This is a genomic window from Nitrospirota bacterium, assembly GCA_040752355.1.
GTDB lineage: Bacteria > Nitrospirota > Thermodesulfovibrionia > Thermodesulfovibrionales > Dissulfurispiraceae > JBFMCP01.
In genome coordinates this window covers 138,885-154,264 of the sequence record JBFMHE010000002.1, presented here as the reverse complement: position 1 = coordinate 154,264, position 15,380 = coordinate 138,885, and the positions used below count along the sequence as shown (strand labels likewise).

The following is a 15,380-nucleotide window of genomic DNA, read 5'->3' as shown; positions in this document are numbered from 1 at the left end:
CGTGCAACCTGCGCCCTGGAGAACCCAGACACTCTTGATGAAAAAAGACTCCCCCGGTCCCCTTCCCTGGTATCCCTGCTCCCACCTCTTCCGCCGCCAAAGCTCCACCATTGATTTTATAGTACCGCCGTGGTATAACATATCGCGATCATTCATCTGCGCGATTTCACGATAACTAGGGTGTGTATGCAACCATGAGGAAACGGGCCAAGCCGAAAAATCTGAGGCAGCAGGTATCGGTCGAACGGAGGAAGCGGAACATCCTCTTCTTCATGCTCACCGGCGCCGGCATCCTCTATCTCGGCGGGGCGCTCCTCTTCGGCGATATGGGATTCATTAAGTATGCCGAGCTCAAGAGAACAAAGCGCGCGCTCGAAAAAGAGATCACCACGCTCGAGGAAGAAAACAGGAGCCTGCAGCGCCACGTCACCGCGCTGAAAGAGGACCGCTTCTACATCGAGAAGCACGCCCGCGAGGAGTACGGCCTCGCCAGGCCCGACGAGTATATATTCCAGTTCAAGCAAGATGGCAGATAGCCCCCTGCATATCGCCTTCCTCTGGCATATGCACCAGCCGTACTACAAAGACCCCGCAACCGGCATGTTCCGTCTCCCCTGGGTCAGGCTGCATGGCGTCAAGGACTACCTCGACATGGTCAGGGACCTCGCCGACTTTCCGACGCTCCGCCAGACCTTCAACGTGGTCCCTTCGCTGCTCGACCAGTTGAAGGACTACCTCGACAACGGCGCTGCCGACCGCCATCTGGAGCTGACACGGCGGCATCCCGTCGATCTTACCGAGGAGGAACGGCTCTTCGTCCTCGAGAACTTCTTTCTCGCAAACTGGGATACGATGATCAAGCCTTTCCCCCGCTACTACGAGCTGCTCGTCATGCGCGGCTTCCGGGTCACCAAGGGAGACATCCTGCGGGCGTCGCGCTACTTCAAGGAGCATGATATCAGGGACCTCCAGGTGCTCTTCAACCTCGCCTGGATCGATCCCTCCTTCAGAGACAGCGATCCCTTTCTCAGCGGGCTCGTCCGCAAGGAGAGGGACTTCACCGAAGAGGAGAAGCACCTCGTTATCGAAAAGCAGTTTGCAATCCTGAAGGAGATTATTCCCGAATACCGGAAGATGAGCGAGGCGGGGCAGATCGAGCTCTCGGTAACTCCCTTTTACCACCCCATCCTCCCGCTGCTCTGCGACACGGATAGTGCGCGCATCGCCATGCCCCAGGTACAGCTGCCGCGGCGGCGGTTCGCGCATCCCGAGGACGCGCGGGAGCAGATACGGAGGGCGCTCGCCTTCTTCGAGAGCACTTTCGGCCGCAGGCCGGCAGGCATGTGGCCCTCTGAGGGCTCGGTCAGCGAGGAGGTGCTCGGGATCATGGCAGCCGAAGGGATACGCTGGACAGCGACCGACGAAGAGGTGCTCGCCCGCTCGCTGGAACGGCCGCTCAGGGGACCGCAGGGCGAGCTCCTCGATGCCCCGACGCTCTACCAGCCCCACCGCTTCGGCGAGGTCGCCCTTTTTTTCAGGGATCACCGCCTCTCCGACCTGATCGGCTTCACCTACTCCGGATGGAGCCCGGAACAGGCGGCAGGGGATTTCATCGACAAGCTCGCCCAGATCAGGAACAGCCTGGCCGGCAGCGGGCCGCATATCGTCCCGATCATCCTGGACGGAGAGAATGCATGGGAGCACTACGGCAACGACGGCCACGATTTCCTGCGGGGACTCTATCGGGCGCTGAGCAGCGACCGCCGCTTCAAGACCGTCACCTTTTCCGAGTTCCTCGCTGAGCACGGCAGCGGCAGGGAGCTGCCGAAACTGCATGCTGGCTCATGGATATACGCCAACTTCGGCGTCTGGATCGGCCACGAGGAGGACAACCTCGCCTGGGACTACCTTGCAGAGACGAGGGACGACCTCGAAGAGCTCCAGAAGTCCTTTCCCGACCGGGACCTGAGCGAGGCATGGGAGGCAATTTATGCTGCCGAGGGCAGCGACTGGAACTGGTGGTACGGCGACGACCACTCGACCGAGACGGCCGAGGAGTTCGACGAGCTCTTCAGGAGCAGCCTGATCAAGGCATACACCGTCATGGGGAAAGAAGCGCCGCCGCACCTCCACATCCCCATACTGCGCGAGGACCGGCAGATCGAGCCCGCGGTGCGGATACGGGGGTTCATCCATCCGAAGATGGACGGGCTCGTGACGAGCTACTTCGAGTGGCACCAGGCTGCCCGCATGGAGGTGAAGCGGTCGGGCGGCAGCATGCACCGCTCGGAGAGCTTCATTGCGGCACTCTATTACGGCTTCAATAAGGATAACCTTTACCTGCGCATCGATCCGGTACTCCCCTTCAGCGAGGTCCACGAGCAGATGACCGTCCGGCTCGACATCGTCCGCCCGCACCTCTGCCGGATCGTATTCGACCTCCACGGCCCGCAGCAGAAAGCCCTCGTGCAGGAGAAGACCGGCGACAGCTGGGTCACCAGGGAGCACCTCACCGCTGTGGCGGCAGAGGACATCGTCGAGATGGAAATCCCCTTTTCGGTCCTTACGGCAGCGGAGAATGACGAGATACAGTTCGCCGTAGATATCCTGCGCAACGGAGAGGAGGTCGAACGCTCTCCCTGGAGAGGATACATCGCGGTTACGGTCCCCTCCCCGCACTACGAGTCGATCATGTGGTACTAGGACAGAAGAGCGCAACACGAGATATAGAGTACAATGTACTATGAGAAGCATGACTTCCTTTTTCGCGTCCTATCCCGGCATGTACATCGTTCAGTCGTTTGTCCATGCCCTGGTAGCCGCCCTTGTTGTCGACCGGGCGCTCCAGGCGTGGAACATCCGTGACCCCCTGACGCGGCAGCGGTTCCGCTTCCTGGTGGTGCTGCTGCCGCTCGTCCTCTTTCCTCTTTATCAATGGGCGGACCCCGGGCGCGGCTCGCTCTCGTTCAGGCTCGGCGCCCTCTTCGACAGCAGCCGGTGGCTCGGCCTCGAGCTCTGGGGGACGATCCCGCTGAGTCTCCTGCTCCTCCTCGTCGTTTCGGTCACCACCCTGCTGTTTCTCTTTCAGGAGCTGCTCCCGATCATCCACCATACCTTCGTCACCCGGCGGCCCGGCGCCGCCCGGAGCTCCGGCAGTGAAAGAGCGGACCCCGCCGGAGAGACCCGCCTGACCGCCCCTGCCGGCGGGCTCACCCCCGGCCCGCTTTCGATGAGCCTCGAAGAAGAGGCGCCTCCTATCGAGCTCGTCGAGAGCGATGAGCTTGTCCTCTTCTCGACCACCGGCAAGCACGCCGCCGTCTATATCTCCCGGGGGATTATTGCAGCGCTCTCTCCTGAAGAGCGGGAGGTGGTCGTGGCCCACGAGGTCGCCCATGTCGTGAGAAACCGCCGGCCCCTGCTGGTCCTCGTGTTTCTCGTGCGTGTATTGCTGTTTTTCAATCCCGTGATACTGCTCGAATTCCGGAGAATCGTCCAGGAGGAGGAGAAGATCTGCGACGACATGGCGGCATCCATGACCAGAAAGCCCGGAGTGCTGGCCGCAACGCTGAAGAAGCTCTACCTGGACTGCGGACGGTCCGAGAGCACGGGACCGGAGAAGAGGGTCCCGGTAAGAGAGGCGCTCGAGAACTACAGCCATGCCGTGCATATACAGAGCAGGGTCGCGCGGCTCGAGCAGTGGCAGGCAGAGCCGCGCGGCGGCAGATGGTTTCCCTTTGCCGCGACCTTTACAGCCATCGCGGCGATCAACTATTTTATAGTATGAAGGAGTGACACGGGAGAAGGGAATGAAGAGAAAATCGCTCGGCCTGCTCTACTTCGCCATAACCCTTGCAGCGCTGCTCGCCGTCCTGAAGCTCCTCAACTGGCTCCCCAGCGCGGTCCAGAAAGGGATGCTGAGGCACTACACGACCATTGAAGAGGTAAAGTCGGCGCTCAAGATCAAGACCGTATACGTTCCCGCCTACTTTCCCCAGAACCTGTCGTGGCCGCCCTCGGCCCTGATAGCGCAGCGCAGCCCCTTTATTGCGGTCATCATGCATTTCCGCAGCCGTGATTCCCGCGATATCGGGATGGTTATCCAGCAGATCAGCGCCGGGGCAGAAGGGTATCCCGATACCGCCATCGTGATGGGAACAGTGCTTCACAGGAGCCCTCTTGCCATAAAGGATCGGGAGGGGACGCTCGTCACCGGCCTCTGTGACGGACGTATCCCCTGCTACCGGGTGTCCTGGACCGAGGGAGAGTACCATCTTTCCGTTACCCTCAAGGGCCAGGAGAGGGAGCTTATACGGATCGCGCGCAGCATGATCCCCGGGGCTTCTTCGCCGGAAGAGCAGTCGGCATCGTCCTTACTGTCCTTGTCGGCGCTCTCTGCCCCTGAATAGGACATTTTTTCTGCTCAAATAGGAAGTTTTGCCAATTGTTGGGCGGGCCGCGGCAATGCTATGCTTTAGACAAGAAGAGGAAGGAAAAGAGGGAAAAATGAAACAGGAGCGAATACAAACCACGGCAGCCACAAGGAGGTGTACCATGTTACGGAGCAGAGGCGGAGAGAGGGCAAAGAGAGGAAGCTACTGGAACTTCGGCACCGGAGAGCGCGTCATCGCCACCGAAGGCATGATCCTTCCCGGAGACCGCGCCACGACCTACTACCGGGCGCACCCCCTGGTGATCCTGCTTGCAGCGCCCCTGCTGGGGCTTGTCTACGCGGTGTTTCTGCCCTTCATAGGTATTGCGGCGATCGTAAAGATGGTGACCGAGAAGGCAGTGACCGGGACAGCCCGCCGGGTGGCCGGTGCAGCCCACTTCGGCTGGAGGCCCCTGGAGGCCTATTTCGGCGGCAGGAAAGCAAAGAAAAACGATAAGGAGAAGAAGGATGGGGAGGGCAAGGCCGGGCAGTAGCGCTCTTGGGCAATGAGGGGCCCGGCGCCGCCGCTCATCACCCGGGTCCCTTCATTACCAGCATAATCAGGGAGGCAGTAATGAAAAAGCGGCTTCTATGCATACTGGCAGCACTGGCGGTTGTATGCCTTTCAGCGCCCGGCTGGGCTATGCAGGGATTATCAGAGGAGGACCGTGTCTGCATGGGCTGCCATGACCAGGAGCGGTTCATGCTCTTCGAGAGCGGAGAGAAAGTCTCGGTAAAGGTTCAGCCGGGTGACATCAAACGCTCGGTCCATGCCATCCTCGGCTGCACCCAGTGCCACGATTTTGCCGCCGGCGACCATCCGCGAAGGGTGTTCAAGACACGAGAGCAGTACCATATCCTTGCTGCAAGAACATGCACGAAGTGCCATACCTCGCACAAGACCGAAATCCATGCAAAGCTCATAAAGAAATCTCCCAAGGGTACCGTCTGCACCGACTGCCACGGCGCCCATAACGTCCGCCGGGCCCGTGAAATGACGCAGGGCAACCGCTTATGCCTGAACTGCCACGCGGTCGAGGCCCATATGACGTTCAAAGACGGGACCAGACAATCCATACAGATCGACGAGAAGATACTCAACCAGTCGATCCACAAGGACCTGAGCTGCTCCGACTGCCACTTCGGGTTCTCCTCGGAGGAGCACCCGGTCCGGGCCTTCAGGAGCAAACGGGATATGTCCATCGCCCTGTCGGAGAGCTGCAGGCGCTGCCATTTCGATAAATATTCGAAGACCCTCGAGAGCATCCATTTCAATCTCCTCGCCCAGGGAAACCTCAGTGCGCCGGTCTGCACCGATTGCCACGGCGCCCATTCGGTCCTCTCGGGGAGAAGGGAGAAGCTGGCGAACGCGAGAAAATGCCAGCAGTGCCACGGAGCGATCTACGGCCAGTATGTACAGAGCGTCCACGGCGGCGCGCTGATATCCGAACACAACGAGGATGTGCCCATCTGCTCGGACTGCCATAAGGCCCACGACATCAGCGACCCCCGCACCGCGGACTTCCGGAACACGGTGCCGCAGCTCTGCGGCAAATGCCATGAAAACAAGGAGATCATGAAGAAGTACGGACTCTCCACCTCGGTCGTCGACAGCTATCTCCAGGACTTCCATGGCGTGACCCTGAAGTTCTACCGGAAAAAGGCGAGCGCGCGCTCCATCGCGGTCTGCACCGACTGCCACGGCATCCACGACATCACCAGCACGCGCGGTGCTGACGCCGCAACGATCAAGGCAAACCTTGCCAGGCGCTGCCAGAAATGCCACCAGGACGCGACACACAACTTTCCCGACAGCTGGATATCGCACTACGAGCCGGATCTGAAAAAGGCGCCGCTCGTCTATCTCATAAATGCAGGGTACAAGATCTTTATCCCCTTCATGATCATCGGGCTGCTGCTCCAGATCCTGCTGCATATATGGCGCTATGCCGTCAATAAATAGAGAGGAGGCATTCATGGATATAAACGGGGTCGACAACAACGCCGCTGTCAGGCGATTCCATCCCTACCGCCTGTTCGAGCACTGGTTCAATGCAGCGGCGTTCACCATCCTGGCGATAACGGGGCTTTCCCAGAAATTCCACGACTATGAGACGTCGCAGGCCGTTATCATGTTTCTCGGGGGCATCGACGCGACGAGGCTCATCCACCGCCTGACGGGCCTCTTCCTCACCGTGCTGACCCTCCAGCATATCCTCGCCGCCTGCTTCGGCGTGCTCTTCCTGCGGTGGCAGCCCTCGATGGTCATCCACAAAAAGGACTTCACCGATGCCGTCGACAACCTCCGCTACTACTTCGGGGTCTCGGACGCGCCGGCGCGCTGCGACCGCTTCGATTACAAACAGAAGTTCGAGTACTGGGGCGTCGTCATCGGCGGGGTGCTCATGATCACCACCGGCCTGGCGCTCTGGTTCCCGATAACCGTGACGAGCTTCCTGCCCGGCGTACTCATTCCCGTCTCCAAGGCGCTCCATACGAACGAGGCGCTGCTCGCCTTTCTCGTTATCATCACCTGGCATATCTACAACGCCATATTCAGCCCGGAGGTCTTTCCCATCGATACGGTGATGTTCACGGGAAAAATTACCAGGAAACGGATGATGCACGAGCATCCCCTCGAGTACGAGCGGCGGTTCGGAACGCCGGCCTCCCCGGCCCTGCCGGCTGCGGAAAAGGGAGGAGCGGAGGCGGGCACGGCGACTTGACAGCCGGAGGAGCCAGGAGGTATGGTTTAAGCAGGGAATAACGCTTAATGCAGAGAAAAATCCTGGTTGCCATCATCCTCAACGTCATCATCATATCGGCGACGCTGGGGATCATAAGTTATCTCACCATAAACGAGAGCATCGAGCGCTCCCTGAAAGACCGTATTACCCTGGCGAGGATCATCGCCGACTACCTCGAGGTCTTTCTCCACAACAATCTCAACCGGCTCTTCGACGTATCGCTTTCCGGCAAGGTCGACCTGAAGGACGACGACTGGGAGCCCGAGAGGCGGGCCCTCGAGACAGCCTACCGCTATTCTCTCTTCGCCGACGGGGTCTTCCTCCTCGACCGCCACGGCAACGAGCTGCTGGTCTATCCCCCGCGCGTCGCTTCCGCCGGGAACCTCGCCTATATCCCCTATGTGAACCAGGTCCTCGAAAAAGGCAGACCGGTCATTTCCAACGTTTATACCATAGAACCCGTAAAAAAGCAGATCATCTTCATGATGACCCCCCTCAGGGATAAAGGGGGTGACATCGTCGGCATCGCGGGCGGCATGCTGAATCCCACCAATCCCCTCATCAACCAGCTCCTCCAGACGATCAACATCGAAAAGGACAGCTATATAGAGGTCATCGATTCGAACGAGATCGTCCTGGCGTCGGACACCCCCGCCCGCCTCCTCCGGCATCACGACCACGGGCGGGTGCTCGGCAAGATGATCCAGGAGGGCAGAGCGGGCATCAGGGAATGCGGCCACGGGTATTCCCACCCCGATGAAACGGAGAAGCATCTCGACCTGCTCGCCTTCGCCCCGCTCAAATCCGCGCCCTGGGGCGTTATCGTGGGACAGGCGGACGACCATGTCTTCGCCCCCGCGACAAAGCTGCGCCGGCTTTCGATAGGACTGATCCTCGCCTTCATCGCCAGCTCCGTGCTGTTCGCGGTCGGGGCGAGCAGGAGGATCGTACGGCCGCTCAAGGCCCTCATAGAGGAGACCAACCGCATCGCCAACGGCGACCTCTCGAAGCCCGTGGGCAATGTGGGCAGCGACGAGATGCTCCTGCTCAGCAAGAGCTTCGACGTCATGAGAGCCGAGCTCGCCCTCTCTCTCGACAGCATACAGAAGCACAACCTCGAGCTCGAGCAGCGCGTCGCCCTGCGCACCCGGCAGATCCGCGAGAGCCAGCTCAAGGTCGAAAGCCTGCTCAAGAAGATCATCTCCTCGGAGGAGGATGAACGCAAGCGTATAGCGCGCGAGCTCCATGACGAGGTGCTCCAGGACGTTTCCGCGTTCCTGATCAATCTCGACATCTGCAAGGCGACCGGGAAGAGCCTCAATACCGAGAGGATCGACGATATGAGGGACATCGTAGTCAAGATCATCGACGACATGCACCACATCATCCAGAACCTCCGCCCCACGACCCTCGACGACCTGGGGCTCCATGCGGCGATCATGTGGCTCGTGAACCGGCATTTGAAAGAAAAGGGGATCGCCCACTTCATCACGATCGATCACCCCGGGGAGATGCGTTTCGACCCGATGATCGAGATCACACTGTTCAGGATCATCCAGGAGTCGATCACGAATATCGCGCGCCACGCGAATGCCCAGAATGTATTTATCGCGCTAAAGACCGGTCACCGCTCCGTCTCGATCGACATCGAAGACGACGGCGACGGCTTCGACGTGCAGGAAGCGACGAAACAGTCCCCCACCGGGATCCGCGGGCTCGGAATCCTGGGGATGAAGGAGCGTGCAGCGCTGCTCGACGGCAGGCTTACCATATGCTCCACCCCTGGACAGGGCACGAGAATATCCGTTACAGTTCCCCTGAAGATCAAGGCCGAGGAGGAAGAACATGTCTAAAATAACGGTGCTGGTCGCCGATGATCACGCGCTGGTGCGCGAGGGAATCGCCGCTTTCCTCAAGATATGCGATGATATCGAAGTGGTCGCCGAGGCGGCCGACGGTATCGAGGCGATCGAAAAGTGCAAACAGTACAGGCCCAACGTCGTCCTGATGGACATCTCGATGCCGAGGCTCGGCGGCCTCGAGGCGACCGTCGAGATAAAGAAGTTCGATCCCGATGTAAAGATCCTCGTCCTCACGCAGTACGACGACAGGGAATACGTCGCCCGCTTTCTCAAAGCCGGGGTCTCGGGCTACCTGCTCAAGAAGGCGGTGGGGAACGAGCTCGTCGCGGCGATCAGGGCCGTCTCCCGCGGCGAGTGCTATCTCTTCTCCTCCATCGCCGCTGAAGTCGTTGCCGGGTATCTCAATGCCGAAAAGCGGCCCTCGATCGAGGACCCCTACGAGAAGCTGAGCGACCGCGAAAAGCAGGTGCTGAAGCTGATCGCCGAGGGCCTGACTCACAAGGAAGTCGCCGGGCTGCTCAATATCAGCGCCAAGACGGTGATCGCCCACCAGACGAACATCTTCGAGAAGCTGAACCTCCACAGCCGCGCCGATCTCCTCAAGTTCGCGATCCAGAAGGGGATCATCAAGATCGACCTCCAGTCCCCTCCCCTGCCGTCCGAAACGTCATAGGGAAACAAGGTACACGTACCCCCGCCATGAAGACAGCGCACCAGAGAGCCGCATCGAGATGAACCGAGGGACCGGATGAACACCCTCTCCTATCTGTTTCTCAACTTCGCCTACCGCGAACAGTGCGCCGAGGTCTCCTTTGTCGTAGGCGGGGCGGTACGAGATGTCCTCCTGAATACCGAGGTAAAGGACCTCGATATCGCGGTCAAAGGCGATGCAGTGGCCCTCGCCAGAAAATTTGCCGATACGATCGGCGCTGCCTTTGTTCTCCTCGACGAGCATTTTGCCACGGCGCGTGTGGTAAAGGGTGATCACTGCGTCGATATCGCCGCGCTCCGGGGAGGCTCGATCTACACCGATCTCGCGGAGCGGGACCTGACGATCAATGCCATGGCATTGCCGCTCACGAGCCTCGCTGCGCTGCGCGTCACGAGCTACGCCCTGCAGGAGATCATCGATCCCTGCAAGGGGAGGCGCGACCTCGCCGACAGGATCATCCGCATGATTGCCGAGGAGAACTTGCGCAAGGATCCCCTGCGGCTCCTCCGCGTCTACCGCTTCGCTGCAGTCCTCGGGTTCTCTATCGACCCGGCGACGCGGCAGAGCGTCAACAAGCTCGCCGGCCTTATCACCACGGTCGCGGCAGAAAGGATCGCCGAGGAGCTCCGGGCGATGCTCGGGGCCGGGCGTTCCTCGCCGGCGGTCACTGCCATGATGCAGGACGGGCTCCTCTCCTCGCTCTTCCCGGCGCTGTCACCGGAACGGTCCGACAGCATCCTCATGGCTTACGGCAAGGCAGAGGATATCCTGAACGACCCGGGCGCCTCCTTCCCCGGGTACGAGAAGCCTGTCAGAGAATATTTTGCCGCTGACGAGCGAAGGACAGGGACCAAGCTCGCCGCCCTCTTCCCCCGGCCCGACGAGGCGCTCGCTGCCGCCGTGCAGCTGAAATTATCAGTGCGGGAAAGAGAATTCATCCATGCCGTAAGCGCGCACCGGCGGGATATCGAGTTGCTGTACCGGGGAGGCGATCACAGCGACCGTTCTGTTCTCCTCTTCATCAAGAGACATAGGGAACACCTCTATCCTCTCCTCGTGCTCTCCCTCGCCGGGGCCGGAGCGGCAGGAGAGGACCCCGCTTCGGACCATGGATTTCAGGCCTTCTGCCGGTCGCTCCTCAGGAGCTATCACGAGGAGCTCCTCCCCCGGATGCGCCTTCTGCCCCTCATTACCGGCGACGACCTCATACAGGTCTTTCATCTCGCTCCCTCGCCCCTTTTCAAGGAGATACTCGGTACAATAGAAGACATGGTAGCAGAGGGCGCGGTAACCACGAAAAAGGAAGCGCTCAGCACCGTTAAGGACATCCTGTCCGGTACATTCCAAACACCAAATTCCGAATTTCAAACAGGTGATGAATAATACGGTTTTGAGTCCGGGATTTGTTATTTGAATTCGGAGCTTAACCCTATGAGTTTTTTTATCGGTCTTCTCGGCGGCTTTTTCGGCGGCCTCGTCGGTCTCGGCGGAGGGGTGGTGATGATCCCCCTCATGATCTCGATCGGAAAGCTGACGCAGCATCAGGCGCACGGCACGAGCCTCGTAGCAGTGGTATTTACCGGGCTCGCCGGCGCAATCGCCTATCTTTTCCACCACGCCGTAGACTGGCAGGCTTCGGCGATCCTCGCCCTGAGCGCAACCGCTACGGCGCGCTTCGGCGCCCATTACGCCCACTCCCTTCCCGAAAAAAAACTCAAAAAGGCCTTCGGCGCTTTTCTCATCGCGGTCTCGGTGCTCATCATCGTCAAAGCATACCTCCCCGGAAAGAGCCAGGAGCTCGCCTTCGGGGCGAGGACGGCTGTCCTGCTCCTCACCGGCGCCGGGACCGGCTTCCTCTCGGGAATGATGGGCGTGGGCGGCGGCACGGTCATGATCCCCGCCATGGTGCTCTTCGCCGGCATGGGGCAGCATCTCGCGCAGGGGAGCTCGCTCCTGGCCATGGTCCCGGTCGGTGTTTCGGGAGCGTTGACACACTACAGGCTCGGCAATGTCCGCACCGATATGGTCCTCGGCCTCAGCGCAGGCGCGGTTGTCGGGAGCTATCTCGGCGGCACCGCGGCGAACGTCCTGCCGGAGCTCTATCTGAAATATATCTTTGCCATCATCCTCACCTGGCTCGGACTGAGATATTCAGGAATAGCAAAGTAGGACGTGCAGTTCGGGAGCGATACGAAACGGGCAATACGAGAGGGGGGGTATACTCGGAAGCTTTACCATGCAACACCGCTGAACATGCCCTGGAGCGATAGTAACCCGGGAGGTTGTTTGAGCGTGAGTGGACTCAAGGTGACCACAGGGGGAGATGAAACAACCAATGATCCTATCGCCGTAAGGGCATACTGATGATCCACCGTTGCATTTGTAAAGGTTTCGAGTATGCCCCCCCTCTCGTATCTATAAAGTAATCGTTGGAATCTCCTATTTGACCTAGATCAAATTTTTTATTACGTCTTTGGCGTAGAATAGGACCAGTATGGAAAAGATCGACCGCTCTTATATAAGGACGATGCGCTATGCCGTTCAGTGGACCGTCTTCGCCATGACCCTCTACGGCGGGGTGAGCTTCTTCTTTTTCGTCCGCGCCCTGGAGCAGGGAATGCTCCCTTCGGTCTCGCGGTCGCCTTCGGTCGAAGGCTTCATGCCTATCGGCGCCCTCATGGCTTTCAAGCTCTGGATTACCGAAGGCATCTTCGATCCGGTACACCCTGCGGCGCTCGTCCTCTTCATCGCCGCCCTGCTGCTCGCCGTGCTGTTGAAGAAGTCCTTCTGCAGCTGGATCTGTCCGGTAGGCACGCTCTCCGAGGCAGTGGGAAAAGCAGGGAGCCGCATCTTCGGCAGGAACTTCGCCCTCCACCGCTACATCGATTATCCGCTGAGATCGCTGAAGTATGTCCTCATGCTGTTTTTCCTCTATGTCATTCTTCTCACGATGTCCCCTTTCCAGATCGGGATGTTCCTCAGTACCCCTTACTGGAAGGTTGCGGATATCAAGCTGCTGCGCTTCTTCACCGACATGTCGCTCACGACCCAGGTTACGCTGGTGATCCTCTTCGGCCTGTCGTTCGTCTACAGGAACTTCTGGTGCCGCTATCTCTGCCCCTATGGCGGCCTGCTCGGACTCCTGAGCACCCTGAGCCCCGTCAAAATCCGGAGAACGCCCGCGCGCTGCATACAGTGCGGCTCGTGTACGCGGAGCTGCCCCTCCCTGCTTCCGGTCGCTTCCAAGGAGACGGTACGGTCGCCGGAGTGCACCGGCTGCCTTACTTGCGTCAGCGCCTGCCCGGCGCCGGGTGCGCTGGATGCAGGCGTGCCGCGCCGCCGGGTTCTCCGTCCCGGGTATATGGCTGCGGCAGTGGTGGTCCTTTTCTTCGGCGCTATAGCGCTCGCCCATCTCACCGGCGCCTGGCATTCGTCGGTCTCTCCCGGGGAGCTGATGCAGCTCCTCCCCTTTCTCGATCGTCTCGAACACCCTTAGAGCGTCTGAACTGAATGAGCAGGGGGAGTTGAGCGAGGCACCGTATGTTCGCTCACCTGCCATGCCTCCCCCGTTGACTACTGAGAATGGTCTTGTAAATAACCTCTACCCGGTTACAATCTCTCTACCTATCCAGCCCTGTCTCATCAAGCTCGGGTTGACAGAAAGCGTTCTGAAATATTAACTTAACAGTGTTAATCTAACATACCACGGTTAAGGAGAGCTGATGGGGGTCAAGGAAAAAAGAGCAAAATACAAGGAAGAGTTCCGCCGGGAGATTCTCGATGCAGCGCGGGAGCTTTTCATGAACGAAGGCTACGAAAAGTTCTCCATGCGCAAGCTCGCGGAGAAAATAGAGTATTCGCCGACCACCATCTATCTTTACTTCAAGGACAAGGATGCTCTGCTGTTCGCTATTTGCGAGGAGGTTGCCGAGCAGTTTTTTTCCAACCTGAACGCTGTCAGGGCGCAGTACCGCGATCCTCTCGAGACCCTTCGCCAGGCCCTGCTCTACTTCATGGAGTTCGGCTTCACCAATCCGAATCAATATAAAGTGTTTTTCTTCACGAGCCCGGATGTGTACGGCACGCAGGGAGAATTCATGGAAAAGGAGTCGATGGCGCGGAACTCCTTTCTCGCATTCAGGGAAATAGTGCGGCATTGCGTCGAAACGGGAAGGCTTCGGGAGATGGATGTAGATGTTCTGACGCAGGTGCTCAGCGTAGCGACTCACGGTCTGATAATGATGACAACCTACAGGAAAAGTTTCCCCTGGGCCGACCGGAACGTGCTCGCCCATACGCTGGTCGACGGATTATTGAGAGGGTACCGGAAATGAATCTTTACCCGGTCCGTATCGTTCGCCATTCACGATTTACATAAAAGCTCGGAGGAATCAACCATGTCATTTATCGCGATGTACAGGCAGGCCGGGAGCAAGACCGGGATACTTACATTATCCGGAGCCCTGGCGGTCATTGGAATGCTTGCCGGATCCCTTGTTGCGGCCGGTTGCGGAAAGCAGAATGCCGCAGCCGGAAAGGCGCCGGCCATGGTACCTGAAGTGGGGGTGATCGTGGTGCAGCCGCAGCGCGTGGCGCTCACCACCGAGCTCGCCGGCCGCACGTCCGCCCATCTCGTTGCCGAGGTGCGGCCGCAGGTCGGCGGCATCATCCAGAAGCGCCTGTTTACCGAGGGCGCTGATGTCAAGGCAGGCGAGGTGCTCTACCAAATCGACCCTGCCTCCTACCAGGCAGCCTGCAACAGCGCAAAGGCCGCGCTCGCCAAGGCCAAAGCCAATCTCGTCCCCGCCCGGCTCAAGGCCGAGCGTTATCAGGAGCTCGTCACGATCAACGCAGTCAGCCAGCAGGACTACGACGATGCGAGCGCTGCGCTCAAGCAGGCCGAGGCGGATGTCGAGGCCGGCAAGGCAGCGCTCGAAACAGCGAGAATCAACCTGGCATACACCAAGGTGACCGCCCCCATCTCCGGACGGATCGGCCGTTCGTCGGTGACGAACGGCGCCCTGGTGACCGCCAGCCAGCCTGCTGCGCTCGCCACCATTCAACAGCTCAGCTCCATGTATGTAGATGTCACGCAGTCGAGCGCCGAGCTGCTCCGCCTGAAGCAGAACCTGGCGAGCGGCCTGCTGAAGAGCAACGGGCCGGCGCAGGCGCGGGTAAAGCTGCTGCTCGAAGACGGCAGCCCGTATCCCCTGCCGGGCACCCTGAAGTTTTCCGAGGTGACGGTGGACCAGAGCACCGGCTCCATTACGCTGCGGGCTATCTTCCCGAACCCGAAGCAGACGCTGCTGCCGGGCATGTTCGTCCGCGCTATCCTGGAGGAAGGGATCAGCGAGCAGGCGATACTCGTTCCGCAGAGAGGAGTCACCCGCAACCCGGCAGGCAACGCCATGGTGATGGTGGTGGGAGCGGAAGAAAAAGTGGAGCCGCGGATCATCAAGGTCGTCCGGACCGTCGGCGACAGCTGGCTGGTCAGCGAAGGGCTGAAAGCGGGCGACCGCGTCATCCTCGAAGGACTCCAGAAGGCACGCCCCGGAACGCCGGTCAGGGCCGTGCCGTTCGGCAGCCCGGCAGAAGCAAACAAATAATCGGACATGTCTGACAAGTCGGAC

Annotated in this window: 14 protein-coding genes; all 14 read left to right on the top strand. The window is 59.7% G+C overall.

Going from position 1 to position 15,380, the window contains the following annotated elements; genetic code table 11:
- The first annotated feature begins 194 nt into the window (after positions 1–194).
- The 14 genes from AB1805_02670 (at position 195) to AB1805_02605 (ending at position 15,356) form a co-directional block, all read left to right on the top strand.
- The gene (locus AB1805_02670; GenBank protein MEW5744336.1) at positions 195–536 is read left to right on the top strand and encodes a septum formation initiator family protein; all 342 of its coding nucleotides are present in this window, start codon (positions 195–197) and stop codon (positions 534–536) included.
- The gene (locus AB1805_02665; GenBank protein ID MEW5744335.1) at positions 526–2,703 is read left to right on the top strand and encodes a glycoside hydrolase family 57 protein; all 2,178 of its coding nucleotides are present in this window, start codon (positions 526–528) and stop codon (positions 2,701–2,703) included. Before AB1805_02670 ends, AB1805_02665 begins: the two co-directional genes overlap by 11 nt.
- Before the next feature lie 49 nt (positions 2,704–2,752).
- Positions 2,753–3,784, top strand: a complete 1,032-nt coding sequence (locus AB1805_02660) for a M56 family metallopeptidase (GenBank protein MEW5744334.1) — start codon at positions 2,753–2,755, stop codon at positions 3,782–3,784.
- A gap of 22 nt (positions 3,785–3,806) precedes the next feature.
- Entirely contained in the window at positions 3,807–4,406 is a 600-nt protein-coding gene (locus AB1805_02655) for a hypothetical protein (protein ID MEW5744333.1), read from the top strand.
- Between the two features lie 145 nt (positions 4,407–4,551).
- Positions 4,552–4,923: a hypothetical protein gene (locus AB1805_02650; GenBank protein MEW5744332.1), complete on the top strand. Its 372-nt coding sequence runs from the start codon at positions 4,552–4,554 to the stop codon at positions 4,921–4,923.
- 80 nt (positions 4,924–5,003) lie between these two features.
- Complete coding sequence (locus tag AB1805_02645) at positions 5,004–6,392, top strand: cytochrome c3 family protein (GenBank protein ID MEW5744331.1); 1,389 nt, start codon at positions 5,004–5,006, stop codon at positions 6,390–6,392.
- A 13-nt stretch (positions 6,393–6,405) separates the two neighbouring features.
- Positions 6,406–7,155, top strand: coding sequence for a cytochrome b/b6 domain-containing protein (locus AB1805_02640; GenBank protein MEW5744330.1), 750 nt, complete (start codon positions 6,406–6,408; stop codon positions 7,153–7,155).
- A 47-nt stretch (positions 7,156–7,202) separates the two neighbouring features.
- On the top strand, positions 7,203–9,029 hold the full coding sequence (locus AB1805_02635; protein MEW5744329.1) for an ATP-binding protein: 1,827 nt from the start codon (positions 7,203–7,205) through the stop codon (positions 9,027–9,029).
- Positions 9,022–9,711, top strand: coding sequence for a response regulator transcription factor (locus AB1805_02630; protein ID MEW5744328.1), 690 nt, complete (start codon positions 9,022–9,024; stop codon positions 9,709–9,711). Before AB1805_02635 ends, AB1805_02630 begins: the two co-directional genes overlap by 8 nt.
- Before the next feature lie 75 nt (positions 9,712–9,786).
- Positions 9,787–11,133 (top strand): hypothetical protein, encoded by a 1,347-nt coding sequence (locus AB1805_02625; GenBank protein ID MEW5744327.1) that lies wholly within the window; start codon positions 9,787–9,789, stop codon positions 11,131–11,133.
- Between the two features lie 48 nt (positions 11,134–11,181).
- Complete coding sequence (locus AB1805_02620; GenBank protein MEW5744326.1) at positions 11,182–11,919, top strand: sulfite exporter TauE/SafE family protein; 738 nt, start codon at positions 11,182–11,184, stop codon at positions 11,917–11,919.
- A gap of 325 nt (positions 11,920–12,244) precedes the next feature.
- The gene (locus tag AB1805_02615; GenBank protein ID MEW5744325.1) at positions 12,245–13,246 is read left to right on the top strand and encodes a 4Fe-4S binding protein; all 1,002 of its coding nucleotides are present in this window, start codon (positions 12,245–12,247) and stop codon (positions 13,244–13,246) included.
- 226 nt (positions 13,247–13,472) lie between these two features.
- On the top strand, positions 13,473–14,084 hold the full coding sequence (locus AB1805_02610; GenBank protein MEW5744324.1) for a TetR/AcrR family transcriptional regulator: 612 nt from the start codon (positions 13,473–13,475) through the stop codon (positions 14,082–14,084).
- Positions 14,085–14,162: 78 nt separating this feature from the next.
- The gene (locus tag AB1805_02605; protein MEW5744323.1) at positions 14,163–15,356 is read left to right on the top strand and encodes an efflux RND transporter periplasmic adaptor subunit; all 1,194 of its coding nucleotides are present in this window, start codon (positions 14,163–14,165) and stop codon (positions 15,354–15,356) included.
- Positions 15,357–15,380 lie beyond the last annotated feature (24 nt).

Bases quoted from the DNA above. Each gene is read 5' to 3' on its own strand.
- AB1805_02670 (MEW5744336.1), top strand. From the start codon at position 195: ATGAGGAAACGGGCCAAGCCGAAAAATCTGAGGCAGCAGGTATCGGTC.
- AB1805_02665 (MEW5744335.1), top strand. From the start codon at position 526: ATGGCAGATAGCCCCCTGCATATCGCCTTCCTCTGGCATATGCACCAG.
- AB1805_02660 (MEW5744334.1), top strand. From the start codon at position 2,753: ATGACTTCCTTTTTCGCGTCCTATCCCGGCATGTACATCGTTCAGTCG.
- AB1805_02655 (MEW5744333.1), top strand. From the start codon at position 3,807: ATGAAGAGAAAATCGCTCGGCCTGCTCTACTTCGCCATAACCCTTGCA.
- AB1805_02650 (MEW5744332.1), top strand. From the start codon at position 4,552: ATGTTACGGAGCAGAGGCGGAGAGAGGGCAAAGAGAGGAAGCTACTGG.
- AB1805_02645 (MEW5744331.1), top strand. From the start codon at position 5,004: ATGAAAAAGCGGCTTCTATGCATACTGGCAGCACTGGCGGTTGTATGC.
- AB1805_02640 (MEW5744330.1), top strand. From the start codon at position 6,406: ATGGATATAAACGGGGTCGACAACAACGCCGCTGTCAGGCGATTCCAT.
- AB1805_02635 (MEW5744329.1), top strand. From the start codon at position 7,203: ATGCAGAGAAAAATCCTGGTTGCCATCATCCTCAACGTCATCATCATA.
- AB1805_02630 (MEW5744328.1), top strand. From the start codon at position 9,022: ATGTCTAAAATAACGGTGCTGGTCGCCGATGATCACGCGCTGGTGCGC.
- AB1805_02625 (MEW5744327.1), top strand. From the start codon at position 9,787: ATGAACACCCTCTCCTATCTGTTTCTCAACTTCGCCTACCGCGAACAG.
- AB1805_02620 (MEW5744326.1), top strand. From the start codon at position 11,182: ATGAGTTTTTTTATCGGTCTTCTCGGCGGCTTTTTCGGCGGCCTCGTC.
- AB1805_02615 (MEW5744325.1), top strand. From the start codon at position 12,245: ATGGAAAAGATCGACCGCTCTTATATAAGGACGATGCGCTATGCCGTT.
- AB1805_02610 (MEW5744324.1), top strand. From the start codon at position 13,473: ATGGGGGTCAAGGAAAAAAGAGCAAAATACAAGGAAGAGTTCCGCCGG.
- AB1805_02605 (MEW5744323.1), top strand. From the start codon at position 14,163: ATGTACAGGCAGGCCGGGAGCAAGACCGGGATACTTACATTATCCGGA.